Source organism: Silvibacterium acidisoli, from assembly GCA_022870745.1.
Classification (GTDB): Bacteria; Acidobacteriota; Terriglobia; order Terriglobales; family Acidobacteriaceae; genus Silvibacterium.
Window position 1 is genome coordinate 4,758,946 of the sequence record CP085323.1, and the last position, 25,737, is coordinate 4,784,682.

The 25,737-nt window shown below is 59.2% G+C and carries 24 protein-coding genes; 13 read left to right on the forward strand and 11 right to left on the reverse strand.

Translation table 11 applies throughout. The features are described from left to right. Positions 1-5: 5 nt before the first annotated feature. Together LJD29_RS19615 and LJD29_RS19620 are read right to left on the reverse strand one after the other, a co-directional pair. Positions 6-296, reverse strand: coding sequence for a YtcA family lipoprotein (locus LJD29_RS19615; RefSeq protein WP_446743267.1), 291 nt, complete (start codon positions 294-296; stop codon positions 6-8). Continuing rightward, a complete protein-coding gene (locus LJD29_RS19620; protein WP_446743268.1) occupies positions 293-1,675 on the reverse strand; it encodes a TolC family protein in 1,383 nt (460 codons plus the stop codon). The genes LJD29_RS19615 and LJD29_RS19620 overlap by 4 nt, the downstream gene beginning before the upstream one ends. A 331-nt stretch (positions 1,676-2,006) precedes the next feature. Here LJD29_RS19620 and LJD29_RS19625 point away from each other — a divergent pair, with 331 nt between their 5' ends. The 4 genes from LJD29_RS19625 to mgrA all read left to right on the forward strand — a co-directional run bounded on the left by LJD29_RS19625 (position 2,007) and on the right by mgrA (position 5,857). Continuing rightward, the gene (locus tag LJD29_RS19625; protein ID WP_446743269.1) at positions 2,007-3,137 is read left to right on the forward strand and encodes a Gfo/Idh/MocA family protein; all 1,131 of its coding nucleotides are present in this window, start codon (positions 2,007-2,009) and stop codon (positions 3,135-3,137) included. Positions 3,138-3,219: 82 nt separating this feature from the next. Continuing rightward, the gene (locus LJD29_RS19630; RefSeq protein ID WP_446743270.1) at positions 3,220-3,882 is read left to right on the forward strand and encodes a hypothetical protein; all 663 of its coding nucleotides are present in this window, start codon (positions 3,220-3,222) and stop codon (positions 3,880-3,882) included. A gap of 24 nt (positions 3,883-3,906) precedes the next feature. Continuing rightward, positions 3,907-4,749: an SCO family protein gene (locus tag LJD29_RS19635; protein WP_446743271.1), complete on the forward strand. Its 843-nt coding sequence runs from the start codon at positions 3,907-3,909 to the stop codon at positions 4,747-4,749. Positions 4,750-4,828: 79 nt separating this feature from the next. Beyond that, complete coding sequence (gene mgrA, locus LJD29_RS19640; protein WP_446743272.1) at positions 4,829-5,857, forward strand: L-glyceraldehyde 3-phosphate reductase; 1,029 nt, start codon at positions 4,829-4,831, stop codon at positions 5,855-5,857. A gap of 74 nt (positions 5,858-5,931) precedes the next feature. Here mgrA and LJD29_RS19645 read toward each other — a convergent pair whose 3' ends face one another. Then, positions 5,932-8,310, reverse strand: a complete 2,379-nt coding sequence (locus tag LJD29_RS19645) for a TonB-dependent receptor domain-containing protein (RefSeq protein WP_446743273.1) — start codon at positions 8,308-8,310, stop codon at positions 5,932-5,934. Between the two features lie 182 nt (positions 8,311-8,492). On the opposite strand from LJD29_RS19645, the gene lpxD reads away from it, so the two are divergent. Further along, the gene (lpxD, locus tag LJD29_RS19650) at positions 8,493-9,503 is read left to right on the forward strand and encodes a UDP-3-O-(3-hydroxymyristoyl)glucosamine N-acyltransferase (protein ID WP_446743274.1); all 1,011 of its coding nucleotides are present in this window, start codon (positions 8,493-8,495) and stop codon (positions 9,501-9,503) included. Between the two features lie 27 nt (positions 9,504-9,530). Here the strand turns inward: lpxD and LJD29_RS19655 are convergent, their stop codons facing one another. Continuing rightward, a complete protein-coding gene (locus LJD29_RS19655; RefSeq protein WP_446743275.1) occupies positions 9,531-9,689 on the reverse strand; it encodes a hypothetical protein in 159 nt (52 codons plus the stop codon). A gap of 28 nt (positions 9,690-9,717) precedes the next feature. On the opposite strand from LJD29_RS19655, the gene LJD29_RS19660 reads away from it, so the two are divergent. The 5 genes from LJD29_RS19660 (at position 9,718) to tadA (ending at position 14,975) form a co-directional block, all read left to right on the forward strand. Then, positions 9,718-11,607, forward strand: coding sequence for a beta-L-arabinofuranosidase domain-containing protein (locus LJD29_RS19660; protein WP_446743276.1), 1,890 nt, complete (start codon positions 9,718-9,720; stop codon positions 11,605-11,607). A gap of 230 nt (positions 11,608-11,837) precedes the next feature. Beyond that, positions 11,838-12,359, forward strand: a complete 522-nt coding sequence (locus LJD29_RS19665; protein ID WP_446743277.1) for a cupin domain-containing protein — start codon at positions 11,838-11,840, stop codon at positions 12,357-12,359. A 155-nt stretch (positions 12,360-12,514) separates the two neighbouring features. Beyond that, complete coding sequence (locus tag LJD29_RS19670) at positions 12,515-13,444, forward strand: carbon-nitrogen hydrolase (RefSeq protein WP_446743278.1); 930 nt, start codon at positions 12,515-12,517, stop codon at positions 13,442-13,444. 2 nt (positions 13,445-13,446) lie between these two features. Next, a complete protein-coding gene (locus LJD29_RS19675) occupies positions 13,447-14,508 on the forward strand; it encodes an agmatine deiminase family protein (protein WP_446743279.1) in 1,062 nt (353 codons plus the stop codon). Then, positions 14,505-14,975 (forward strand): tRNA adenosine(34) deaminase TadA, encoded by a 471-nt coding sequence (gene tadA / locus LJD29_RS19680; RefSeq protein WP_446743280.1) that lies wholly within the window; start codon positions 14,505-14,507, stop codon positions 14,973-14,975. Before LJD29_RS19675 ends, tadA begins: the two co-directional genes overlap by 4 nt. Position 14,976: 1 nt before the next feature. Here the strand turns inward: tadA and LJD29_RS19685 are convergent, their stop codons facing one another. The 4 genes from LJD29_RS19685 to LJD29_RS19700 all read right to left on the reverse strand — a co-directional run bounded on the left by LJD29_RS19685 (position 14,977) and on the right by LJD29_RS19700 (position 21,359). Next, positions 14,977-17,682, reverse strand: coding sequence for an ABC transporter permease (locus LJD29_RS19685; RefSeq protein ID WP_446743281.1), 2,706 nt, complete (start codon positions 17,680-17,682; stop codon positions 14,977-14,979). A 13-nt stretch (positions 17,683-17,695) separates the two neighbouring features. Beyond that, positions 17,696-18,034, reverse strand: a complete 339-nt coding sequence (locus LJD29_RS19690; protein WP_446743282.1) for a PadR family transcriptional regulator — start codon at positions 18,032-18,034, stop codon at positions 17,696-17,698. A gap of 204 nt (positions 18,035-18,238) precedes the next feature. After that, positions 18,239-20,788, reverse strand: coding sequence for an ABC transporter permease (locus LJD29_RS19695; protein WP_446743283.1), 2,550 nt, complete (start codon positions 20,786-20,788; stop codon positions 18,239-18,241). 67 nt (positions 20,789-20,855) lie between these two features. Continuing rightward, positions 20,856-21,359, reverse strand: coding sequence for a cupin domain-containing protein (locus LJD29_RS19700; RefSeq protein WP_446743284.1), 504 nt, complete (start codon positions 21,357-21,359; stop codon positions 20,856-20,858). Between the two features lie 91 nt (positions 21,360-21,450). Here LJD29_RS19700 and LJD29_RS19705 point away from each other — a divergent pair, with 91 nt between their 5' ends. Together LJD29_RS19705 and LJD29_RS19710 are read left to right on the forward strand one after the other, a co-directional pair. After that, positions 21,451-22,164, forward strand: a complete 714-nt coding sequence (locus LJD29_RS19705) for an energy transducer TonB (RefSeq protein WP_446743285.1) — start codon at positions 21,451-21,453, stop codon at positions 22,162-22,164. A gap of 161 nt (positions 22,165-22,325) precedes the next feature. Continuing rightward, positions 22,326-22,580 (forward strand): glutaredoxin family protein, encoded by a 255-nt coding sequence (locus tag LJD29_RS19710; RefSeq protein ID WP_446743286.1) that lies wholly within the window; start codon positions 22,326-22,328, stop codon positions 22,578-22,580. An 8-nt stretch (positions 22,581-22,588) separates the two neighbouring features. On the opposite strand, the gene LJD29_RS19715 is transcribed toward LJD29_RS19710, so the two are convergent. Next, positions 22,589-22,852, reverse strand: a complete 264-nt coding sequence (locus LJD29_RS19715) for a putative signal transducing protein (RefSeq protein ID WP_446743287.1) — start codon at positions 22,850-22,852, stop codon at positions 22,589-22,591. Positions 22,853-22,912: 60 nt separating this feature from the next. Here LJD29_RS19715 and purB point away from each other — a divergent pair, with 60 nt between their 5' ends. Next, entirely contained in the window at positions 22,913-24,211 is a 1,299-nt protein-coding gene (purB, locus tag LJD29_RS19720) for an adenylosuccinate lyase (protein ID WP_446743288.1), read from the forward strand. A 64-nt stretch (positions 24,212-24,275) separates the two neighbouring features. Here purB and LJD29_RS19725 read toward each other — a convergent pair whose 3' ends face one another. Together LJD29_RS19725 and LJD29_RS19730 are read right to left on the reverse strand one after the other, a co-directional pair. Then, the gene (locus LJD29_RS19725; RefSeq protein WP_446743289.1) at positions 24,276-25,295 is read right to left on the reverse strand and encodes a hypothetical protein; all 1,020 of its coding nucleotides are present in this window, start codon (positions 25,293-25,295) and stop codon (positions 24,276-24,278) included. Then, positions 25,292-25,702: a hypothetical protein gene (locus LJD29_RS19730; protein WP_446743290.1), complete on the reverse strand. Its 411-nt coding sequence runs from the start codon at positions 25,700-25,702 to the stop codon at positions 25,292-25,294. Before LJD29_RS19730 ends, LJD29_RS19725 begins: the two co-directional genes overlap by 4 nt. Positions 25,703-25,737: the final 35 nt, after the last annotated feature.

Sequence of the window (25,737 nt, forward strand, 5' to 3'; positions counted from 1 at the left end):
CTCCGTCAGGCAAAGAAGACCAGCCACATGGTGAAGGCAAAAAACGCCGCGATACAGGGATAGGTGACGATTCCCCAAGGAATATTCCTGTCCCACTTGTAGAGAACAAGCACCCAGTTCAGAAGCGCGGCTACGATCACTCCCGCGATCATGCAGATCAGCCATGCGGGAAAGAACGATCCGAGAATGTTGAACGATGGCGCACGTCCGCAGCCGCTGAGCAGCATCAGTCCAGCAAAGGGAGCAAGCCGCGGCATGTTCCATTGCCCCTTGGGCAGAATCGCTGTTTTCTTCATGGTCCCACCTTGGGCGGTTGTGCCTGGATAAGATCGCCGGTACGGAATGCGAGGTTCGCCACCTGCAACAACAGCTGTGTTCGCGCCAGCACGTCTTCCGACTGAGCCTGCGCCAGCGCCTTCTGCGCCTGCACCACATCGAGCAGGTTGCGCACACCGTAACCGTAGGAAGCCCGGGCTGAAGAATATGACTCATCCGCAGCCGCCAGCAAGGCCGCAGCGGCCTGCTGCTGGTGGAGCGCAGTCTTCATGTCGGAGTAGGCGGCCCAGGTTTCGTTGGCAATCTGGTCGCGCAGCGCATCGATGCCTGCCTGGGCTGCCTTCTTCTCGGCCTGGGCCTCTGCGACTTCGTTTTCGCGTTTCAGGCCATCGAATAGTGTCCACTTCAACTGCATGCCGACGTTCCAGTACTCCGCCTGCGCGTATTCACCAGGCCCGAGATCCTGCTGGCCGTAGGCGCGGGCCAGGCCGCCGTCGCCGCTGAAGCTCAGAGAAGGATAGTAGGTAGAACGAGCTTTCTTGATAGACCCGTTGGCTGCACGCACCTTCGCCACCTGCTCCAATAGCTCCGGGCGTTGCGCGAAAGCGCGATCGATCTCGTGATCGACGGAGTCGGCCATATCTTTCGGCATGGGCAGCTCACCGATCTCCTGTACATCGAAGGCCGTCTCCGGCGGTAGACCGAGCACCGTGGCGAGCTGGCCGCGGGCAATCTCCTCGGAGCCGAGTGCTGCCTGCAGATCGTAGTCCGCCTGCGCACGCGCGGCGGTCGCCTCCAGCAGATCGGGTTTTGTCGCAAGACCATTCTTCAAACGGCTGTCTGCGTCTTCTTCGACCGCCTGCGCGTTCTTGAGGCTGGCCTCGGCGGCTTCCCTCTGACCTCTTGCGTTAAGCAGCTTGTAATAGGCGGACGCCACCTCGAAGATCAACTTACGGTGGGTATCGTTGAACGCTAGATCGGAGGCAAGCAGGTTAGCCTTCGCCACATCAACCGCGCCGCTTCTTCCGCCAAAATCGAATATGAGATATTCGACATGCAGTGTCGGCTCGAAGAGGCCGACCGTCTGACGGTGCCATCCTCCGATCAGGGCGGCGATTCGTTCAGTAGCGCCCAGCGCAACAGCAGCAATCGTTGGATACCATGCGCTTCTCGCAATGCCCAGCGCCGCAGCCCTGGCTTTGGCTTCCTGCCATGCGACCCGCGTTTCCGGGTTGTGCTGCTCAGCAAGGTCGATCAGCTCGGCCAGGGTGTATTTCCGGTTCTGCTCAAGATCGTATTTGGCTTCGGGGCGGCCAGCGAGATCGCGGCTCAGCCCTTCTTCAGCCTTGCCATGCCAGATATGCGATGGAGCGTCGGGCAGATTCTGCGCATGCAGCATCGAGCCGGAAAGCAGACATATCAGCGCAAGGAACCCGGTTCCGCGGACAACTTTCGCTGGGCGGCATCGAGCTTTTAACCACGCCAGAACCCTGTTTTGTCGAGCAAGTGACCGCATGTTTGGCAAAACCTTTACAGTCCAGCACCCGGCTTCAGGCGGAAATAGCTTGCGCGTGTACTGTACCGCAAACCGGTAGCAAGAGAATGGGAAACACCTCTGTTCCCCTTTTTTATAAATGATTTACAGCACAAACGTGGTGGAAAACACGAGCAGGTGCGCGATGCATGGGTACGGATGCAAGGTTTAACCTGATTCCCGTATCATGCTCCCCATGGCGATCTCCACTATTCTTTCCCGCTCCTGCCAGCTCACACTGGCCGCCGTTGTTACTGCCTCCTCCGCACTATGCTTCGCGCAAGACAAGCCGCCCGTCCGAGTGATGGTCGTCGGCCTCGAACATGGGCACGTTGCCGGATTCTTCCCTGCCTTTCCGAAGCAGCATGACGCGGAACTCGTCGCCGTGGTCGATCCCGACGCCTCCCTTCGCGACAAGTACGAGAAGCAGTATCACCTCGACCACAGTATGTTCTATGCCGACCTCGACAAGGCCATCGCCGCGACCCATCCGCAGGCATTGCTCGTCTACACCCCGGTTGGCGGCCACCGCAAGGTGATCGAAGCCGCGGCTGCGCACCACCTCGACGTGATGGTCGAAAAGCCGCTGACGCTCTCCGTCGCCGACGCGCTCGCCATCCGAAAGGCAGCACGCGAAAGCCACATCAACGTGCTGGTGAACTACGAGACCACCTGGTACTCGAGCAACAAGGCTGTGATGGATATGGTCGCGGAAGGCAAGCTGGGCAACGTCCGCAAGGTCGTCGTGCATGACGGCCACGAGGGGCCGGCCGAGATCGGCGTGCAGCCGGAGTTTCTGAAGTGGCTGACCGATCCGCAGCAGAATGGCGCGGGCGCACTCTACGACTTCGGCTGCTACGGAGCCGACCTGATGACCGTCATGATGCACGGCCAGGCTCCCATCAGCGTGACCGCGGCCTCGCAGACAGACAAGCCAGAGAAGTATCCGCACGTCGATGACGACGCCACCATCATCCTGCACTACAAAGGTGTCCAGACCGTCCTGATGCCCTCGTGGAACTGGAGCTTCGGCCGTAAGGACATGGAAGTTTACGGTGACAAGGGCTATGCCATCGCGGTGAACCCGACACAGGTGAAGACCCGCTTCAGCGAGCACTCGCCGGAAGAAGAAGCCACTGCCGCACCGCTGCAATCGCCTGAGGATACTTCCCTGCACTACCTCACCGCGGTGCTTCGCGGCGAACTGCATCCCAAGGGCGACCTGACCGCGCTCGATACGAATGTGGTCGTGGTGCAGATTCTGGATGCTGCTCGAGAATCGGCCCGGACGGGGCGGACGATTGAGTTGAAGCCTTTGCCGCAGTAAATGTTACGATCGATCCCACGTCTCACGTGCGAGACGTGGGGCACCCGCCTTTGCCACCTGGGATGACGAGAGCAGGCAATTATTGAACGTCAGCGAGCAGAGTGCAGCCTTCAGTGGCCAGGACAATTATCTTCCGCCCGACCTGCAATCGCAGTTGCTGGATGGCGAATACGCGCTATGGAGCGGGCAGCCGCTGCGACGGATCATCTTTCACCGTTCCGACCTGCTTGCCATTCCCTTCAGTCTTTTCTGGGGCGGCTTCACGGTCGTCTGGGAGTTGATGGCAACCGGCGTCTCGAATCCCTTTGCAATTCAGCTCGAGCCTAATCTCTTCATGATGCTGTGGGGCATCCCCTTCGTGCTGATCGGCCAGTACCTGATATGGGGCAGGTTCATCCACACAGCCTGGAAAAAAAGGCGCACTTATTACGCGCTCACCAACCAGAGAGTACTGGTTGCGCTGCTGGGTTCGCAGAGGAAATTTCTAACTATGCAGCTGACGTCGCTCGAAAGCTGCACCCTCACGCTCCGAAACGACGATGCCGGAACGATCGACTTCTCTCCGCAACCGGAGGCGCAAACGAACTGGTCCGCGGACCGCAGGGTCAGCGCTCCGCAGATGGGGACAAACCTCTCGCGCCTGACCTTCTACGATATTTCCGAGGCGCAAAGCGTGCATCGCATGATCCAGAAACAGCGACAGAAGGAAGGCTCCCTTGATACCCCGTATGCACCGCAGTTCTGAACATAAAGGCGTATTCTAGTCTCCATGCTGCAATCGCATCTTCTGCCGATGCTTCTTGCGCTTTGCACTGCGATGCCTGTGCTCGCGCAATATTCAGCGGACAAGCCGCTTGGGTCTTCAGCGCAGCAGGCTCCGGCATACCTGAAGAATGCAGGCATCGATCAGCGGCTCAACTCCGCGCTGCCGCTGTCGGATCACTTTCTTGACGAATCCGGTAAAGATGTCGCCTTCGGACAGTTCTTCGGACAGCGGCCTGTGGTAATGGCCCTGGTCTACTTCAAGTGTGGAATGCTTTGCCCGCAGGTGCTGCATGGCCTGGCGTCGGCTCTGCCGAAGACCGGCTTTCATGCCGGGCACGAATACGAGGTCGTCGTCACCAGCATCGATCCGACAGACACTCCGGCCGATGCAATGGAGGCTCGCAACCACTTCGTGATGATGTTGGGCAACGATGCGGCCGCGAGCCATGTCCACTTTCTCACCGGGCAACAGGCTGCGATTACAGATGTCGCCCAGGCCACAGGCTTCCACTACGTCCGCGTACCGGGCCCCGATGGCAAGATGAACCAGTTTGCGCACTCGAGCGTCATCATGATCGCCACGCCCGATGGGCGCATGTCGAAGTATCTCTCCGGCATCGAATACCAGCCTCGCGACCTGCGTCTCGCAATGATCCAGGCCAGCAATCGTCACATTGGAACGCTTAGCGACATGGTGTTGCTCTACTGCTGCAACTATTCGCCCAGCCAGGGACGCTACACAGTGGCCGTCCTGCGCATCCTCGGCATCGCGGGACTTGGCTCGATGATCGCCATGGCGGGGATGTTTTACCTCCTGAGCCGGAAGCCGAAACAATCCGCTGCTTGACACTTCATTCCTAAAGACTCGTTACGATCTTTTACGACCGGGAGCGAGCCATCACACCGCCCCGAAACCTGGAGAGCACATGACTTACATCCCCGCTCCTGAGCGCTATGAGCAGGCTTCCTTTCGCCGCTGCGGACGCTCCGGCATCGTTCTTCCTCCCATCTCGCTTGGCCTGTGGCAGAACTTCGGAGGCGCCGACGTTTTTGAGACCGGCCGCGCCACCATCCGCCGCGCCTTCGATCGCGGAGTGACCCACTTCGACCTGGCCAATAACTACGGACCGCCGTACGGTTCCGCGGAAGAAAACTTCGGAACCATCCTGAAAAAAGATTTCGCGCACCTGCGCAATGAACTGATCATCTCGTCAAAGGCGGGATGGGATATGTGGCCTGGCCCTTACGGCCTCGGTGGATCGCGCAAGTATCTCATCGCCTCCTGCGATGAAAGCCTGAAGCGCATGGGCCTCGACTACGTGGACATCTTCTACCACCACCGGCCCACGCCAGACACTCCGCTTGAAGAGACGATGGGCGCGCTCGTGCAGCTTCATCGCCAGGGCAAGGCGCTTTATGTCGGCATCTCGTCCTACGGGCCTGAGGGCACTCGCAAGGCTGCGGAGATCCTTCGTTCGGAAGGCGTTCCGCTGCTCATTCATCAGCCTTCCTACTCCATGCTCAATCGCTGGATCGAGCATGGCCTGCTCGACACGCTCGAAGAGCTGGGCGTTGGCTGCATTGCCTTCTCACCGCTCGCCCAGGGTCTGCTCACCAACAAGTATCTGAATGGCGTGCCCAAAGACTCACGCGTAAGCGCGGACAACAGCAGCTTCAGCAAGGACTTCCTCAACGAAGAGAATCTGAACCGTGTGCGCTCGCTCAACGAGCTGGCAAAGAAGCGCGGCCAGACTCTCGCGCAGATGGCGATTGCCTGGGCACTCCGCGATCCGCGCGTGACTACAGCACTGATCGGCGCGCGCAACGTGGCCCAGCTGGACGATTCGTTGGACGCCCTGAAGAACCTCAGCTTCTCGCCCGAAGAGTTGAAGGATATCGATTCTCATGCCATCGAGGGCGGCATCGATCTTTGGCGCTCCGTTTCAAAAGAGTAGTTGGATCTCAGCATGTCCGCTTCGTCAGCGAGGCGGACATGCTGAGGCTCGACAGGTTTTGTTCGGAAGCTGAATTACCTGCCGCCGAATTTATATTGCAGTCGCCCGAAGTAGCTTCGGGCATCGCCTACAAATCCGCCAACTCCGTTTGCAGCGGTAAAGTAGCGGGTGTCGGTCAGGTTGCGGATACCAAATGCGCCGCTCCAGCTATGTATGTTGACGTTCGTCACGACGTCCGCTGTCGTGTAAGACGGGATTGAGTCTGTGTTTGCCAGATCGGCAAACATACTGCTGCGGTTCGTAAAGCCACCCGCTATCGACAGGCTTTCATGGCTCACTATGGGAAACTCATAGCTGGTCCACAGGTTCACGATGCGGTTTGGAACACCCTGTGGCCTCTTCCCTGTATCCGCGGGAGCCGATGGGTTGTCCGTGAGCGACGCGTGCATGCCGGTTGCGTTCGCATTGAGTTTCCAGCGGCGCGTGAGGGCAAATTCAACTGAACCTTCACCACCTTGCGTCAGCTGATCGTTGAAAACAGGAACATCGCTCACCAGTGAGAACACATTGTTACGCATCACGTGGAAGGCCGCTGCAGTGATCAGGATGCGGTCATTGATCGCCGCTACTTTCAATCCGGCTTCATATTGCATACCGGACTCGGGCGCTTCAACTCCATTTTGAGTCGCTTCAGAATTGAAGTTCGCCAGGTTGCTGTGGGATACACCGAAGAACGTCGATACCCCCGGCAGAACCCGGTACACGGTGCCTGCATTCCAGCTGAAAGGCGTATCGTCGCGCGAGTAGCTGTTTGGCGGCTCGATCAACACTCCATTACCAAGGCTGCGGCCCGGCACCACGGCCAGAGGGGTCAGGCGTGTCTGCCAGAAGTCCTGGCGGCCGCCGATGCGCAGCTTCCAGCGCGAAGTCAGGTCGAGCTGATCGGTAGCATACAAACCCTCATAGCTCGCCTCAAGATGATCGAGGAAACCAGAGTGGGTTGCATCGCGCAGAAAAACCAGGGAGCCGCGCGATGTTTCGGGGATGACCGGCGCGTAGACGTCCAGAATGTTCGGCAGGCTGGCCGTCGCGCGATTGGTTGCGATTGTCTGATGCTGGACTTCGAGACCGGTAAGCAGCGTGTTGCGCACCCTGCCGATGCGGAAGTTCCACACAGGCTCGCCCTCGTAGTCGAAATCGTTAATCACATCATGCTGGTTTCTCAGCTGCCGTCCGGTCAGAGCAGTTCCAGAGACTGACCCTCCATCGCCATTTCGCAGGATAGAAAGATTCCGGTAGAGATACGAGAAGCGATTGTTCACGGTTAGCGAAGGCGTAGCCTCCCACACATCCGACCCGGTAAACCGTCCGATGCTCTGGTTGCCAAAACCGAACGGAGTCGAGTATTTCGTTTCACGGGAGACGCCAGTGATCGGACTGCCGTTGACATAAACGAGTCCCGGCGGGTCAGGCGTGGCCTGAAGGTAGCGTCCGTCGAAGGCAAGCAACAACAGGTTATGCGGAGCCGTGAGTCCCAGCACAGGACGTAGCTCATAGTCCCCGGCTCCGAGCGAGCGAAACCCGTCCTTGTGCTCTGCCATTCCGTCCACGCGATAGTTCCAGCCGCGCAGGCCGGTGCTTCCGGTAAGAAACCCTGTGCCCGAGTAGAGTCCGAACGATCCTCCCTGGAATTGCGCTCCAGCATCGAATCGTGGCGACGGTGTGTAATGCACCAGGTTGATTGTTCCTCCTGGAGGTCCGCTGCCAAAAAGCGACGAACCTGGCCCCTCGAGCACCTCGACACGCTCCACGCCGTTCAGCGAGTGAGGGATGCCGTTGCGCTCGTCGCCGTCGGAGAATCCGTCGTTGAAGATGCGGGCCTCGAGGCCCCGGATCTGAAAGCGATCGGCAAAGCCGAACCCGTCCGTTCCGCCCTGAATCACGCCGCTTGCGTTGCGAACCGTGTCCTGCAGGACCAGGTCGCCCTGCGAGGTCGAGAGCGTATTGCTGATGATCGAAATGCTCTGCGGAATGTCTTCGAGTACCGTTCCCGTCTTCCCTACCGTCGGAACCTGCTCCAGGGCCTGGGCCGTGCCCTGAACCACGACCGATTGCGAACCGGATAACAATGCGAGTTGTACGCGCCATTCAAGAGTGCGATTCCCGGCTACGTCAATCGAAGAATTCTCATAGCGACTGAAGTTTGGAGCTTCCACAGTGAGCGTGTAGAGTCCGCCGTCGATCGCGTTGAAGCCGGCAGTGCCTGAGGCATCGGAGGTAATGTCCCGGCGAACTCCATGCCCGCTGAGCATCACATGTGCACCGGGCACGGCTGCTCCCATGGGATCGACCACCGTTATATGCAATGACCCGCTCGAAGCAGCATGAGACACAGAAGCAACCGCCGCGAGCAGCAACAACGCAACGAAAACGCGAATGCGGGAATAAAGCACAGAGCTCTCCTCAGGGCCGCGAAAATGCGACCCACTCGGTCTTAATTTGTTTGCGACCGTTTTAGTCTGAGTTAGACCCACACGGAACATGTCACCGGAATGTCAGAAGATTGTCGCTTCGCCGGCTTCAGCGGGACGCCTGGAGCGAGGAACGATTGCCAGCCGCCTCCTATAATCGACACATGAAGCTGCAAGAGCTGGCGCGGATGCTCGGGGCGGAGTGTGTTGGCGACCCCGAAACTGAAATTACCGGTGTTGCCGGAATCGAAGAGGCTGGTCCCACAGAGGTCACCTTTGTGGCAAACCCTCGCTATGCAATGCTCGCGAAGACTACGGAGGCAGGTGCGATTATTGTGGCACCGGACTTCCCGGAAACGGTTTCAGCCACTCTGCGGACCAAAAACCCCTACCTGGCCTTCGCCAAGGCCGTGCAGGTCTTCTACCAGGAACCGGTATATGCTCCGGGCATTCATCCTTCGGCGGTGGTTCATCCAACTGCCGTCATCGGCAAAGACGCGCATATCGGTCCCTGCGCCGTCGTCAGCGAGGGCGTTGTGATTGGGGACAACGCGACTATCCTGCCCCATGCCGTCATTTATCCGCATGTGACCATCGGCAGCCACTTCTTCGCACACGCCCACTCTATCGTGCGCGAGTACTGCAAGGTCGGTGATCACGTGACGCTGCAGAACGGAGCCATCATCGGCTGCGACGGCTTTGGATTTGCGAAGGATGAGCACGGCGCCTGGCAGAAGATTGTGCAATCCGGCCCGGCGATCGTTGAGGACTGGGTCGAGGTACAGGCTAACTCCACAGTCGACCGCGCCAGCGTGGGCGAAACTCGCATAGGCAAGGGCGTGAAGATAGATAACCTCGCACAGGTCGGGCATGGATCGAAAGTCGGAGAAAACACGCTGCTTTGTGCGCAGGTGGGCCTCGCCGGATCGTCGGAGATCGGTAAGAACGCCATCCTTGCCGGACAGGCCGGCGTGGCGGGCCATTGCAAGCTCGGCGATGGCGTGATTATGACGGCTCAATCCGGTGTTTCGCATGACGTGCCCAATGGCAAGATGATCAGCGGTTCGCCGGCATTCGACAATCGCCAGTGGCTGCGCTCTACAGCCATCTTCAGCCGCCTGCCCGATATTGTCAGGCAATTGCAGCGAGCTCAGAAGAAGGGCGAGGAATCCTAGCCCCGGTTCGGCAGCTTACTTTCAATTTCAACTTAGCTGCGACATAAGCAACGCCAGATCGAAGTGCGGACAGAACTGTGTAATGCGCTCTCCTTTGACCTTGTAAAAGACCATCGCGGGAGCAGGAACCGATTTGCCGGTGGCGGCAATGCCGGCGACTTCGCCTCGACCGGTTCCGGATGACAAGTCTCTCTATCAGGCTGCATGATGTTGCATGCAAGCCGGGGGACCGCTGTCGATGTGCCATAACAAAGAAGGAATTTCACGGAGACGGTTTCTGCAAACCGGCTCTGTCTTAGCCGGAGTAACGCTCACCGGGAACGCGCTTTGGGATCGTCTGGCCTGGTGCGCGCAGACATCCGGCTCGGCCATGTTGTCGGAGTTTGGCTATGGAGATGTGACCATCGCCAGCGATCTCCCGGAACAGCAGCTTATCAATACCATCGATGTGCTGATGGCCCTGAGCGATGACAGCCTGCTTAAGCCGTTGCGGCAGATGTCCGGCCAGGCAGCTCCTGGAGAAGACCTGGGAGGGTGGTATCACTACAATCCCAACTACGACTACCGTAAGGAATTCGACGACGGGTTCGCGCCAGCCTGCACCTTCGGTCAGTGGGTGTCGGCCCTGGCTCGCTCCTACGCCGTCACCGGCGACCAGGCCGTACGGCAAAGAGTGATGCGGCTGAACCAGTTGTACGCCAGAACCATCACTGCGGACTTCTACATCAACAACCGTTTCCCCGCTTACTGCTACGACAAGCTGCTATTGGGCCTGATCGATTCGCACACCTATGTCAAAGACCCTCAGGCCCTGGCGATCCTGGAGCAGACGACGAACACCGCCCTGCCTCATCTGCCCGGACACGCAATCGAACATGGTGTTCCATGGCGCACGGAGAAAGACAAGAACGATGTTTCGTGGACATGGGACGAGTCCTACACGATCTCTGAGAATCTCCTGCTGGCCTCACAGCGTGGCGCGGGTGAGCGTTATTACAAGCTCGGGCTACAGTACCTCGATGACAAGGACTGGTTCGACCCCCTATCCAGAAACGAACACGTACTCAACGACCGGCACGCCTATAGCTACGTGAACTCACTCTGCTCGGCCATGATGGCCTACATGGTTGCGGGCAGCGAAAAGCATCTGCGTGCGGCCCGCAATGCCTTCGCCATGCTGCAGAACCAGAGCTATGCGACCGGTGGCTGGGGACCCGATGAGACACTGCGCGCACCGGAAAGCAATGATCTATATGCAAGTCTCGAAAATACTCATCATAGCTTTGAAACCCCATGCGGCTCCTATGCGCATTTCAAACTTACGCGATACCTGCTGCGCGTAACGCGCGACTCGCGCTACGGAGACAGCATGGAGCGGGTGATGTATAACACCGTTCTCGGCGCGAAGCCGTTACAGGAGAATGGCGAGAACTTCTACTACTCCGACTACAACTACAACGCGAAGCGTGTCTACAAGCAGTTCCGCTGGGCCTGCTGTTCCGGCACCCTGCCCCAGGTGGCGACGGATTACCGCATCAACATGTACTTCCGTGCGCCACGAGCGGTATACGTGAACCTCTATTTGCCCTCCACCTTGCGTTGGATGGAGAACGATACGGCGCTCTCTTTGACACAGGAAAGCAACTATCCATTCGAAGATCATGTTACTTTCACGGTTACAAGCTCCAAACCCGTGGATCTGACTCTGAATTTCCGCATCCCGGCCTGGGCGGAAGAAGCAACGGTAAGCGTGAATGGAATCCGGCAGAAAGAGCTGGGTACGCCTGGGCAGTTCGCGGCAGTTCATCGCGAGTGGAAGAGCGGAGACCGGATTGAGCTCAACCTTCCGCTGACAATGCGGCTCGAGGCAATCGATAAACGGCACACTGACACGGTTGCTTTGCTGCGTGGTCCGCTCGTTCTGATGGCGGTGAAAAACGAGCAGGAAAGCCCTGTTCCCAGAATCACACGCCAGCAGTTGCTCACGGCGGCACGCATTAGCGAACGGCAATGGCAGGTCGATACCGTAAGCGGCAAGGTAACCATGCAGCCGTTTATCTCAATGGGAGACCTGCCCTATACAACGTATGTGAAGCTGGTCTAGCCGCGTCCAAAGTACGAGTTACGACGACTGAAGCTTGCGAGTCGAACCGCATCGGCTTCCATCCATGAAACTTTCCCAGCGATGTCAACCTGCCGATATGCTGGCATCATCAGAACGGTAGTGTCCGCCGCTTTGAAGTGCGTAAAAGAATTCTGTGCGGCAAGTCCTCAGACCGCATTGCCGAGAGCAAAGATTACCGCACGAACAAGTTTTCAATAAGGAGAGACAGGATGGCTCAGGTTCAGATCCCCCCGGACGACCTTGCACGTAATCTTGTGATCGCGAAACCAGATACTGACAGCAGCCTCACGCACATCGGAATCGTGGGAGACACCTACACGATCCTGCTTTCCGGCGAGCAAACGGGCGGGCGATTCTGCCTTGTCGACATGTTCGTGCCTCCGGGTGGCGGTCCGGGACTGCATCGCCATGATTTCGAGGAAACATTCATCGTGAAGGATGGGGCGATCGAAGCCACGTTTCGCGGGCAGACCGTCGTAATCAAAGCGGGCGAAACGGTACACATTCCAGCCAATGCACCGCATCGCTTCCAGAACAACACAGGGCAGCCTGCCAGGTTGCTCTGCATCTGCTCTCCCGCAGGACAGGAAGAGTTCTTCGCCAAGCTTGGAGTGCTTGTAGACGGCCGCACCACGCCTCCGCCGCCATTAAGCGAGGAAGATCAGCAGGAATTTCTGCAGAGGGCGATTGCGCTCGCTCCGGAATACCGCACCGAACTTATCAAGGGTTGAATCCTGGACGGCAGCAGGAAAATCAAATAGAAGCATGTGAATTTCCCGGGTTTTTTAACCTTCCAGCCTCCGTGGATGTGATACTGGAAGAGAAAGCTTAACAGTCGGGCGCAGGCCTCACGCTTGCGCCCTTCTTTATGAGATACGGACAGACTATGCCATCGAAACTGAACTACCGAGTTGGACTTATCCAGATGAGCTGCGGACCCGATCCTGATGTGAACCTCGATCGCGCTGCGGACAAGGTTCGCGAGGCAGCTCGCGAAGGCGCAAACGTGGTTTGCCTGCCGGAACTCTTCCGCGCACAGTACTTCTGCCAGCGCGAAGACATCGCTCTCTTCGACATCGCCGAGCCGATCCCCGGCCCGAGCACGGAGCGCCTCAGCGCTGTTGCGCGCGAGGAAAAGGTCGTAGTCATTGCTTCCCTCTTCGAGCGTCGCGCCGCTGGCCTGTATCACAACACGGCCGCCATCCTGCAGCAGGACGGCTCGCTCGCCGGGCTGTATCGCAAGATGCACATCCCCGACGATCCGCTTTATTACGAGAAGTTCTACTTCACCCCGGGTGATCTCGGATTCAAATCCTTCGATACCGCCTACGGCCAGATCGGCACACTCGTCTGCTGGGACCAGTGGTATCCGGAGGGAGCGCGCCTGACCGCGCTGAAGGGCGCGAATGTTCTCTTCTATCCGACCGCCATCGGCTGGCATCCTTCGGAGAAGGAAGAATACGGCACCGCGCAGTACGACGCGTGGCAGACCATTCAGCGTGCGCACGCCATCGCCAACGGCGTGTACGTCGCGGGCGTGAACCGCGTGGGTCTTGAGCATGGCGACATCCGCGGCAATCGTGTCGAAGGCCCAGGGCTTGAGTTCTGGGGCGGTTCGTTCCTCGCCGATCCTTTCGGACGCGTCATTGCCAAGGCTTCGCACGACAAGGAAGAGATCCTTATCGGCGACATCGACCTGCGCCTGCTCGAAGATACGCGCCGCAACTGGCCCTTTCTGCGCGACCGCCGTATCGATGCCTACTCGCCCATCGTTCACCGCTTCCTAGACGAGCACGTGGGAAGCAAGGAATCGTGAAGATGCGTGAGATTCTTGAAGGAACACCACAACAGGCGGGCTATCGCATGCCCGCCGAGTGGGCGGAACACGCTGCGACCTGGATCGCATGGCCGCACAATGCCGAAGACTGGCCAGGCAAGTTCCAGGCGATTCCCTGGGTCTATGCCGACATCGTGCGCCCTCTCTCTCGCGTCGAAACGGTCAACATCTTCGTCAACGACGGAGCCGCCGAGAAGCGCGCACACAGCATCCTGCGCCGCTCCGGGGCGAACCTCGAGCAGGTGAAGTTTCACCAGGTACCGACCGATCGCGTGTGGACTCGCGACTCCGGGCCGATCTTCGTCAAAGGTCCGAACGGCCTTGCTGTGACTAACTGGCACTTCAATGCGTGGGCCAAGTACGACAACTGGCATCATGACGACAAGCTGCCCGGCTACGTGGGAGAGGCTCTGTCGCTGCCCGTCTGGACGCCCCGGGTTGGCGACCGCCAGGTCGTGCTCGAAGGCGGCTCGATCGATACCAACGGCGCAGGTGTGCTGCTTACGACCGAAGAATGCCTGCTCAGCCGCACCCAGCAGCGCAACCCAGGCCTGAGCCGTGAAGATCTTGAGAAGATCTTCCACGACTACCTGGGCATCGAGCAGGTAATCTGGCTGAATCGCGGGATTCTCGGCGACGATACACATGGCCACGTCGATGACATCACCCGTTTTGTCGACGAGAATACAATCGTAACCGTCACGGAACCGAATCTCGACGACGATAACCACTACGCGCTCAGGGAAAACCTCGAGCGCCTGAAGGACGCCCGCAACCTCAAGGGCGAACCGTACCGCATCGTCGAGCTGCCCATGCCCGCTCCAGTGGTCTTCGACGGACAGCGCCTTCCTGCGAGCTATGGCAACTTCTACATCGCCAACGGAATCGTGCTGGTGCCTACCTTCAACGATCTCAGAGATCGCAAGGCGCTGGAGATCATCGCCGGCCTCTTCCCTGACCGCGAAGTCATCGGCATTCATTGCGGCGATTTCATCTGGGGACTGGGCGCGCTGCACTGCATGACCCAGCAGCAGCCTCTATGACAGACGACACCACCGCGAACCTCGACGAGCGCCTGATGCACGAAGCGCTCACCGAGGCCCGCGATGCCGCTGCTTCAGGCGAAGTTCCGGTCGGAGCTGTCGTTCTCTTTGAAGGCAGGATCATCGGCCGTGGGCAGAATCGCGTCCTGCGCGACTCCGACCCGACCGCACATGCCGAGATCGTTGCCATGCGCGAGGCCGCGAAGGTGCTCGCCAACTATCGCCTAACCGGATGCGAACTCTACGTCACGCTCGAGCCCTGCTCGATGTGCGCCGGAGCCATGATTCACGCACGTCTCGGCAAGCTCGTCTACGGAGCAGCCGATCCCAAGGCGGGAGCCGCCGGATCCGTGCTCGAAGTCTTGAACCACCCCAAGCTGAATCACCAGATGCCTGTAACCGCAGGCTGCCTCGCAGAGGAATGCGGCACCATCCTGAGAGACTTCTTCCGCGCTCGTCGCACGTAAGCTACTCGGTGCGAATCGCCGCCATTGGATCGACCCGTGCTGCGCGGATCGCAGGAAGCAGCGATGCGGCACTCGCGACCGCTACCAGCGCGGCGACCGAGACGATCAGCACCCAGGGGTCCCGCCCCGATGTCTCGTACAAAAACGAAGCCAGTGCTCGCGATGCAAGAATGGCAATGATCAACCCTGCAGCAGCTCCGGAAAAAGCGATCCAGGTGTTCTCTTTATAGACCATGCGCACGACCTGGCCGCGCTGCGCTCCCAACGCCATGCGAATGCCGATCTCGCTGGTGCGCCGCGCCGTCTCATACGACAGCGTTCCGTAAAGCCCAATCGCCGTCACCAGCAACGCGCAGCCCGCGAAGTACACGGACAGCATCGCCATCATGCGCTCCGTTCCGATGGAATCGTTCAGGACGCTCTGCATCGTCATCATTGTCGGTGCGGGAATGTCCGGAGCGAGGCGATGCGCAATCCCACGCGCCGCAGAGGCAAGCGGACCCGTCGCACCGCTGGTCCTCACGACCGCGAAGTATGTCGCTGTTTCGTCGTCCGCCTGAGTCAGCGCACTGTAGCCTATCGGGTTGAAGTTCTCACGCAGGCCGGAATATTTTGTATCGGCCACCACACCGATCACCTGGATGGGCCTCGGCTGTTGCCCTTCGCGCGCAGGCCCTGACAACACGGTTCGGCCGATCGGGTCCTGGTCACCAAAGAGCATAGTGGCGGCCTTCTTGTTCAGGATGACCTTTTCCGTATCGGTCGCGCTATCCGTCCATCGGAAATCTCTGCCGCGCAGCAGCGGAATTCGCATCGTGTCGAAGTAATCCGGAGCGATGCGAGACATATAGACCGTCTGGTCTTTCGCATGCTGCGATGACAACCTGTTCGTCCATTGCATGCCGATAAGCGGCATCACGTTTACGAAACTCACCTGGCGAACACCCGGCTGCCGCCTTAGTTCTTCTTCGATCTGCTGGTAAAGCGGAATCACTTCCCGTGGAGCCATCTTCTTTCGATCCATGTCGAAGGTGAGCCCGACAAGGCCCTGTGCATCGAAACCGGCCCCGGTGCGATAGAGCCGCACCAGGCTGGTCGTTAGCAGCCCCGCACACACGAGCAGAATCACCGCCAGCGATACCTCAAGGCTGAGCAGCAATCGCGGCGTCCACCGGCGGCGTTCTCCCGGTTCCATCGTGCGCCCCTGGCGCAGCCCGCGGTACAGGCCGCGTGAAGTCGCACGCAGGGCCGGGACCAATCCGATAATGACCGAGGCAACCACGGCCGTGGACACTGCGAAGAACCAGACGCGGACATCGAGCGAGGTGTCGATCAGGGTCATGCGAGAGTTGTTGCCCAATAGAATCGCAGACAACGATCGGCCGATCATCGGCGCGACCGCAAGGCCCAGCCCGACACCACCCATTGCTACCAGGAAGCTCTCGATGAGCAACTGCCGCACCAGTGCGGTTCGGCTTGCACCCAGCGCGAGGCGGGTTGCAATCTCCTGCGTGCGGGCGGCGCTGCGCGCCAGCAGCAGGCTTGCAAGATTAAGGCAGGCCAACAACAGAATTCCGCCGCACATGGCAAAGATCGCCACCAGCGGTCTGCGAAATACCCTGCGCAAGTAAGTGAATCCGCGCGAGCCTGGAATCGCACTGAAGTTGGCATGATGCTCTTCATCATCTTTCAGCCGGTCTGGCTCCCACTGCGCGGCGCGCAGCAAAGGCAATGTCCGGGTAGACAAGGCTGCATTCGCCGAGCCTAGAGTCACATCCGGCCGCAGCCGCCCCATGATCGTGAGCCACCAGGCATGATTCCCCATCGCCACCCAGCTTTTCGGCGCATGCAGGATCTCTTCAGAAGCCAGCGGAACGAAGAACGCTGGACGCACCGTGGGATCCGCTCCGAAAAACGAACCCGGCATCACCCCTACCACGGTGAAAACTCCGCTATCGACGACCAGCTTGCGGCCAATCACCTGCTGGGTACCGCCAAACCAGCTTTTCCAGAAGGCCTCGCTGATTACCACTGAAAGCCCTGCGCCTTTAAGGTCGTCCGCAGGGCTCAACACTCGGCCGAGCAGCGGCGGCGTCTCTAACGTAGAGAAGAATTGCCCGGTCACAAACTGTGCGGTGGCTCTTTCGTTGCCTGAGGCTCCACGAATCTGCGTCTCGGAGTTTGTGTTGTAGGCGAAGATCCCGCTGAAGAGATCCTTCTGCTTTTCCATCTCCCTGACAATAGGAGCGCTTACTCCGTAATTCGGTCCAAAGGGTCCGTGCTCATCGAAACCCACCGCCACGAGTTGCTCACTATGTGGCACAGGCAGTGGACGCAGCAGGAGCGCATTGATCAGCGAGAAGATTCCCATATTCGCGCCGAACCCCAGGGCCAGCGTGGCAATGGCAACGAATGTAAAACCGGGAGACTTGCCCAGCAGTCGGAACGAAAAGCTGAAGTCGCGCGCGAGGTTTTCAAGCGGCTGGAACTGCCACAGTTCGCGCAGGCGTTCATGCCAGCGTGATGGATTGCCGAAGGCTCTGCGCGCCGCCGTGGCAGCCTCCTCTTCGGTCGAGCCATTGCGCATGGCCTTCTCTCGTAGCATTGCCTGGTGGAAGGCAAGCTCTTCGGCCATCTCGCGATCCATCCGGCGGCGCATGAAGAGCGCTTTCAATCGAAGACGAAATTCGTGCCAACCAGCTCGCATCGCGATCCTCCGTTTATGAAGCCTGCATGACAAAGGCGACGGCCGCCGACAGGCGTGCCCAGCGCTGCGATTCCGCCTGCAGCCGCTTATTCCCCTCAACCGTCAACTGGTAGAACTTAGCCCGGCGATTATTCTCAGACGCGCCCCACTTCGACTGAAGCAGCCCCCGCAGCTCCAGCCGATGGAGCGCCGGATACAATGCGCCTTCCTCCACGCGCAGCACCTGCTGTGACGTTTGCTGAATCCACTCGGCTACACCATAACCATGCATGGGTCCGCGCAGCAGCGCTTTCAGCACCAGCATCTCCAGCGTGCCTTGAATGAGTTCTCCGGAATCGGTTTCTTTTCCCATAAGCCATTTATGGAAGAAGAGTAGACCGGGAGATAGCCTCTGTCAACAGCCATTTCATAGTGCGCCTCGACGGCTGAAGCCGCCTTCGCTTGCATGCTCGTTGCGCGCGGACTGAAAGCTCGTACCTACAGCAGAAAAAGCAGGCGGGGCCTTCAGGCCTTGAGGCCAGGTTTGAGTCAAGCTGCGATTACGGCGTCCAGGCAGTCAATCTGCACGAAGCGCCTGTACCGGCTCCACGCTTGCGGCGCGCTGCGCGGGAATCAGGCTTGCGATCAATGCACTGAGCAGTAGAGCGCTCGTTGCGATGATCAACGCAGTCAGATCGATCTCACCGACCTGATAGAGGCTTGAATGCAACATCCTGCCGGCCGCGAAAGATAACGCAAGCCCCAGCGCCAATCCGACCGCTACCTGCGCGAATGCGGAACGCAGCACCAGCAGGATGACGTGAAGGCGATTCGCACCTACAGCCATGCGCACCCCGATCTCTACCGTGCGCCGCGCCACCGCATATGCCATTACTCCATAGAGCCCGATCGAGGCCAGCAGAATGGCAAGCGCACCGAAGAGCGTGCTGAGTTCGGCAACCGTGCGTTGCTGGTCGTAATGCACATCGACCTGCTGCTGCAGAGGATGCATGTCGATGATGGCGAAGTTCGGATCGACCTCGGCAAATGCCTGCCGGATCTGCGGTTCGAGACGTCTCATGTCGCCGCTGATCCAGAGTTGCGCGCCATTGATGAAGTGCGCCCACTTCTCATTTTCCTTGAGCGCCGCGTCCGTATAGTCGATGCTCTGCGAAAGCGCACCGAAGACCATGGGCCCGGCGGGCAGAGCCGGGTCGGAGTACTTTGCATCGCGGGCCACGCCCACAATCTCGAAGCTATCGCTGTAGGCCGGCAACGCAAAGCCGAAGTGACGGCCGATGACGTTTCCCTCCGGAAAAAACCTGCGCACGAAGGCCTGATTCACCACTGCGACGTGGCGGGTGTCTTCTTTATCGGAAAGCAGGATCCCGCGGCCTTCGACAAGGGGCTGGCCAATGGTCTCGAAGTACTCCGGGCCAACACGGTTGTATTGCACCTGTAGCGAGGTGTCATTAGGGGGCACGCCTTCGCCCGGCTTGACCACCACATCCATCCAGCGCCCGAGCATCGGTGTATCGAGCGCCATGCTAGCGCTGCGGACTCCAGGCAAAGCCTCGAGGCGAATCTGCAATGCGCGATAAAGCCTGTTGAGATCGGCCACCGTGTACTTCGCAAGCGGCGGTTCGATCGTCACGATCTCACGATTCTTTGCGTCAAAGCCGAAGTCCTGGTTGCGGAGGTTGTAGATGCTGTGCGTAAGCATGCCAGCCATGGCCACCAGCGAAAGCGAAAGCGCCGTCTGCAACACCACCAAAGTCTTTTGCGGAAGCCCTGCGCCGCCACCCATCGTACGGCTGGCTCCGCGCATTGAGACCATCGGATCGGTGCGCGATGCCAGCCACGCAGGAACCATGCCCGCGATCAATCCGGTGATGATCGACAGCGCAAGACAGAAACCGAGCACCGGTAAAGATGGCGAGACGTGCACCGGAACCACCACAGCATGGCGGAAGGCTAATTGCACGATCAGCCCGGCGCCTGCCCACGCTATCGCCACCCCAAGCGCGCCGCCCATCACCGAAAGCAACAGGCTTTCGGTGAACGATTGCCGCAAGATCCTTCCCGAAGACGCACCCAGAGCGCGCTGTAGCGCCGTCTGAGGGCGCCGCGCCATGCCCCGCGCCAGCAGCAGGTTGGCAACATTTGCACAACCGATCAGCAGCACCGCCGCACAAATGGCCAATAGGATACGCAGGCTGCTACGATACGAATCCCGCATCTCACCGATTCCCTGCCCGCCCGGTCCGAGATGGATCATCTGCCGCGAAAGCTGATCCTTGAGCTGCGCCTGGAACTGCGGAGCCACCGCACCGTCGGTCGTGAGCCAGTGCTGCAAATCTGCGCTCAACCGTTCGGAAACGCCCGCCGTGGTTGCACCCGGCTTCAGCCGGCCGATCATCCGCAGCCAGGCCATCGACGGTACGTCGCTGTAAGGCGCTTCGGCATCGGTGAGGTATTCCGTCGAAAGCGGCACCCACAAGTCCATCGGATTGCTGGTGAGCGTGTCACCGAAGAAGCCGGGCGGAGCGATGCCCACAACGGTGAACGGAAACTGTTCAATCTGAAAGGTCGCACCGACGATCTTCGGATCGGCCCCGTAGTTCTGCTGCCAGGTGCGATAGCTCATGACTGCTACGGCCGGTGCGCCCCGCCTGTCGTCATCGGGTGTCAGCATGCGGCCCACGACGGCGTTTACACCGAGGGTTTGGAAGTAGTTCCCGCTTACATATTCGCCCATCAGCGCCCGCGCCTGGTCGCGGTCATGTCCATAGCGCACGCTCACAACGCCGGGCTGCGCCTGGAAGGCCGCTACCTGCTCGAACTCAGGCAGCGCCGACTGGGCCAGACGCTTGTAGAGCTTGAAGGAGTAGAGGTCCCAGTCTCCCTGCATGTTGTTCAGCAGGCAGCATGGTTTGCCTGTGCCAATTTGATAGAGGCGCGAAGGGTCAGCGACGGGCAGAGACTTCAACATCACTGCGTCGATCAGCGAAAAAATAGCCGTGCAGGCCCCAATGCCCAATCCAAGCGTGAGCACCACCGTTGCTGTAAACATGGGCGCAAGCTTCAGCTGGCGCAGGGCGTGGCGAAGATCCAGCAGAAACGTCATCGGAGAGCCTTCCGCGGTTACAGGAATATTTCTTTATACCGCTCGTGTCTGACGGCTCCAAGCGGAATCAGTGCCGCGTGAGCGCGCGAATCATCTCCTCCGCGTCTGGATACTGCCCGGCCAGCGGCTCATAGTGGCCGGTCTCGTAGTCGGTGTAGTCGAAGCCGGGACTCACCGTGCATCCCAGCAGTGCGACCGAACCACCAGGCATGAGCCGCGAGCCCTGCCAAACATGCTTCGGCACGATCAACTGCGGATGCTGCCCCGCAGCGAGATCATTGCCCAGCACGAGCGTTCGCGAAGATCCATCAGGCAGCAGCTGCAACATCTCGATCGGATCACCGACGTAGAAGTGAAAAATCTCATCGGAAGCGAGACGGTGCATCTCGGAGAACGTACCCGGTTCGAGCAGGTAGTAGATGCACGTTCCCGCATAGCGTTCACCTTGATAGCGGGACGGCAATGCAGACTGCGGAATCGCTTCCTCCGCGCGCCATGTCTGCAGAAATGAACCACCCTCACAGGGGTGCGGCTCGAGCTTGAGGTACTTCTTGATCTCGTCAGCGGTCACGAGGCCATCATAACTTGGGAACCCTGCCACCTGCCCGGTGTCTATTCAAGCAGTTGTCTCGCTCTCTCTACCTCATTCGTGGAGAGAAAACATGTTCGAAGCAAGTCTCGTTGAGTCGACTGGCCGGATACGCACCAACAGCAGGCGGCTCGCCGCCGTTTCCTTCGTCATGCAGGCCGCCGTGCTGGCGGCCCTGATCGCGTGGCCAATTCTGCATCCCGCAACCTTGCCGCGGTACAACGTCGTGTCGTTTCTCGCGCCGCCTTACTCGCCGCCCGCCACGCACATACAGAAAGCCACGCCTGCCAGCAGCGCCGCGCGGCCGATGTTCAGTCTTCTACAGAGTGCACGCCAGATCATTCACCCAGCATCGGCGGACCAGCAACAGGCGCAGGGTGCTCCCGAAGCAATTGGCTTAGTCGACGGTGCAATCGGCGGATCGGTGCCGGGAGCAATCCTTGGCATGGCGCAACCCGCAATGCCGCACGTCGCCGCAGCGGCTCCTGCGAAATCCGGGCCAGCACGCGTCTCTTCCGGTGTTGCAGCCGGACGGCTACTTACCCCAATCACTCCGCAGTATCCGGCGATTGCCCGGCAGGCGCATGTGCAGGGCACGGTCGTAGTGCATGCACTCATCTCGAAATCGGGCCAGGTGGTAGATGCGCAGGTAGTCAGCGGACCGCCGATGCTGGCGCAGGCGGCTCTTTCCGCAGTAGCCCAGGCGAGATATCGCCCTTATCTGCTCAACGGCGAGCCTGTAGAAGTGGAGACGACAATCAACCTGGTATTTCAACTCAGCGAATAGCCAGTGGCGATGCGACTCCAAGCCCTGAAAGGGGGCCGTCCGGTGCGGCCGGGCGGCTTCCGCGTCAGGCGAAGACTACTCCGCCACGTCCTGGCAAAATCGAGTTTCGCAATCTGAAATGATTCGGGTCAAAGCTTATATCCGTTGTGTATTATGTTCCGATGAATTTGGTCCTTTACTCCGCTGTATGGTGCAGAGATTGCCGTGAGGCCAAGCGATTTCTCGAGAAACACCGTATCCCTTACACAGAAATCGATATAGAGGAAACCCCTGCCGCAGCCGCCGAGGTGTTGGCACACGTGGGCAAACGGGCAATCCCGCAGTTCGTCATAGATGGGGAGTGGGTCCAGCCCTACCGGCCCGGTGAAGGCTTTCTCTACGAAGAGATGGCGATCCGGCTGGGTGTACTGAAGTAGCGCTGCCGTTATTCGGCAGATTCGGCTGCTGCTTCGGCGGCCTCGTCATCGCCGGGATCGGCGAGAACTGCGCGCGCGTCAACCTCGTCGGCCGCGCTAACCTGCAGCTGCAACGAACCCAGTCCCGGCTCGAGGATCGCTGCATTTTCTCCGGATAGAAATGTCTCGATTCCTGCCGACTGCAGCCGCAGCCGGGCCATCTCTGCTTCCAGCGGTTCAGTGAAACGGGCAATCGTTACGACATCGGGCAAAGGCTGATTTTGGGTACTCATCACTCGATTAAGATGCGCAACCGGTAAAATGGTGGTTTGTAGTCGAAGGAGGAGTCAGGCTTGATCGCACGTTATACGCGCCCGCAGATGGGCAGCATCTGGAGCGAAGAGAACAAGTACCGCATGTGGCTGGAGGTCGAGGCCACGGCCAGCGAAACGCTCGCAGAGGACGGCATTGTCCCTGCCGAGGCCGCAAAGGCCATTCGCGAAAAGGGCAAGATCGACGTGGCCCGCATCACCGCCATCGAGGCCGAGGTCAAGCACGACATCATCGCCTTTACCACCGCCGTTGCCGAGCACGTCGGTCCGGAGTCGCGCTGGCTGCACTACGGCCTGACCTCTACCGATGTGGTGGACACCGCTCAGGCGCTCCAGCTCAAGTCCGCTTCCGCGATCATTCGCGAAGATCTCGTGCAGCTCATCGAAGCCCTGAAGAAGCGCGCACTCGAGTTCCAGCACACGCCCATCATCGGTCGCACCCACGGCATGCACGCCGAGCCGACCACCTTCGGGCTGAAGCTGCTGAACTGGTACGCCGAGATGCGCCGCAACCTGGTCCGCTTCGACGCTGCTGCTGAGCAGATCCGCATCGGCAAGCTTTCGGGCGCCGTCGGCACCTTTGGCCATCTGAAGCCGGAACATGAAGAGCGCATCGTAGCCAAGCTCGGCCTTGAGCCCGCGCCGGTTGCGACGCAGGTCGTTCAGCGCGACCGCCACGCTCACTACATTTCCACGCTCGCAATCATCACCGCAACACTCGATAAGATTGCGACCGAGATCCGTCACCTGCAGCGTACCGAGGTACGCGAGGCGGAAGAATTCTTCTCGGAGAAGCAGAAGGGCTCGTCGGCTATGCCGCACAAGCGTAATCCCATCACCTGCGAGCAGATCAGCGGTCTTGCGCGCGTCGTCCGTGCCAATGCGCAGACTGCCTATGAGAATGTGGCCCTGTGGCATGAGCGCGATATCTCGCACTCATCCGCTGAACGCGTGATCTTCCCCGACTCGACCATCCTGACCGACTACCTGCTTGCCAAGACGACCAACCTGATCGAGAAACTGGTTGTCTATCCGAAGCGGATGATGAAGAACCTCGAAAGCACCGGCGGCCTCATCTTCAGCGGACAGCTCCTGCTCGATCTCGCCGAAGCTGGAATGCTGCGAGAAGACGCCTACAGGCTGGTACAAAAGCATGCGATGAATGCATGGCAGAACGATCTTGTCTTCAAGGATCTCGTTGCCCAGGAGCCGGAGATTACGAGCAAGCTCAGCGCAGAGAAGCTCGCCAGGACCTTCGACCTGCATCGTCAGCTCAAGAATGTCGACGCCATCTTTGCCCGCGTCCTGAAGGAAGCTTAGAAGAATAAACTGCCTGTGGCTGGAAGCAATGATCTGCCGCTAACAGCCACAGCACCTCCGTTGGTCACCTTCCCCCGCTTCCCTTCGTGGCCTCGTTAGCCACTTTCTGCCTGTAGGCATTTCTGATTGCGAGAACATCACTGCAGACCAGGTCCAACTGCCGGGGATTTTCAACCGCGTTATAGTTTCTGCCTGACGAAAAGTCTGGAACCTGAGGTCCAACCTTATCGCGAAATGCAACGAGACGCGGTTCAAGTTTTTCGTGGTATTCATCGAGTTTATTGTTATCCGACGGGCTCACCTCCGCATGGCGATCCGGCCGTGGGCTGTTGTTCAGTTCGGCGAGCAACGCGTGGTTCCAATCCTGTGAAAAGGCGATGCAGTCCGTCCAGGCTTTTTGTGCCGCGGCCACAAGTGCCGTATCGACCGGCCTGCCGCTTCGCTGCTGCTGAGTCTGATATTGACGCGCCAGTGAAAAGACCCGCAAGCCGAACTGGCTGGCTTCCATGGCCGAGGTTGGCTGGGTGAAGTCGGGGCTTGCAGGAGCATCGGGCATCGCTGCATGCAGCCGGTTGCTCAAGGCCGTGAGTCTCGGAGCATATTGCTCCCGGAAAATCTCGGCCTCTCTCTGGTTCGTGTCGGTGCCCGGCCTCGGCAGCTGCTGTCTGCTTTGTCTGGAGGCTTCCGATGAATCCATCCGGTTTGAAACCCACTCCAGCGAAAAGCTTGAGCAGGCATTCACTACCGCGTCCGCCTCTTCCAGGTTGGAGCGCTCCGCCGGGGTCGCCATGGCAAAGGGATTCAGCGCCGCCCCGACACTGCCCAGTTGCTCGTGAATCTCGTCGAGCTTCGAGTTTACCTGGCTCAGGTCCATCTTCTCAGCGAGGATCTTGTTCATCAGCGCGATCATCTGATTAGCCTTCGCCGCGGACATGCCGGTGCAGCTAATGCTGACCTGGTTGTTACTGCCTGCAATCGCCGGGCTGCACGTGCCTGTCGTATGCGCGGTTGATGTGGTTTGGCAAAGCATGAACGGGGCAAGCGAGATGAAAAATAGAGCAAACGGCATTCCACGACGCTTCATTGTTGCCTCGACTTACGCTTCGGTTTCGGCTGATCGTCCGGATTCGCGTTATAGGTGACGGTATTGCCTGATCCTGCCACGGCCGGCGCAAAATCCCCGCTGCTGTGCGACTCATTTTTCACCGGCCCTGCAGTTGGAGTGGCCGGGGCGGTTGCAGCAGGTAAGCCGCGCCACGTCGCATACGTTCCTGCTGCAACAAGAATCGTCGTGGCAATGAGCATCGTGTTCCACTTCACATGTTTCTTGTTCTTGTAACCAACGCAGTAGCCAAGTGTGTAGATCACACCTGCCGCGATGACACACCATATTGCGATTCGAAAATGGCTGGAGGTGAAGAATCCACCGACGGTTACAAAAAATGCTGCCAGGGCCTGAATCGGCTTTGCCATGCCCTGCGGAAAGCCCATGAATCCTGATCCCAACTCCTCGACCAAACCTGCAC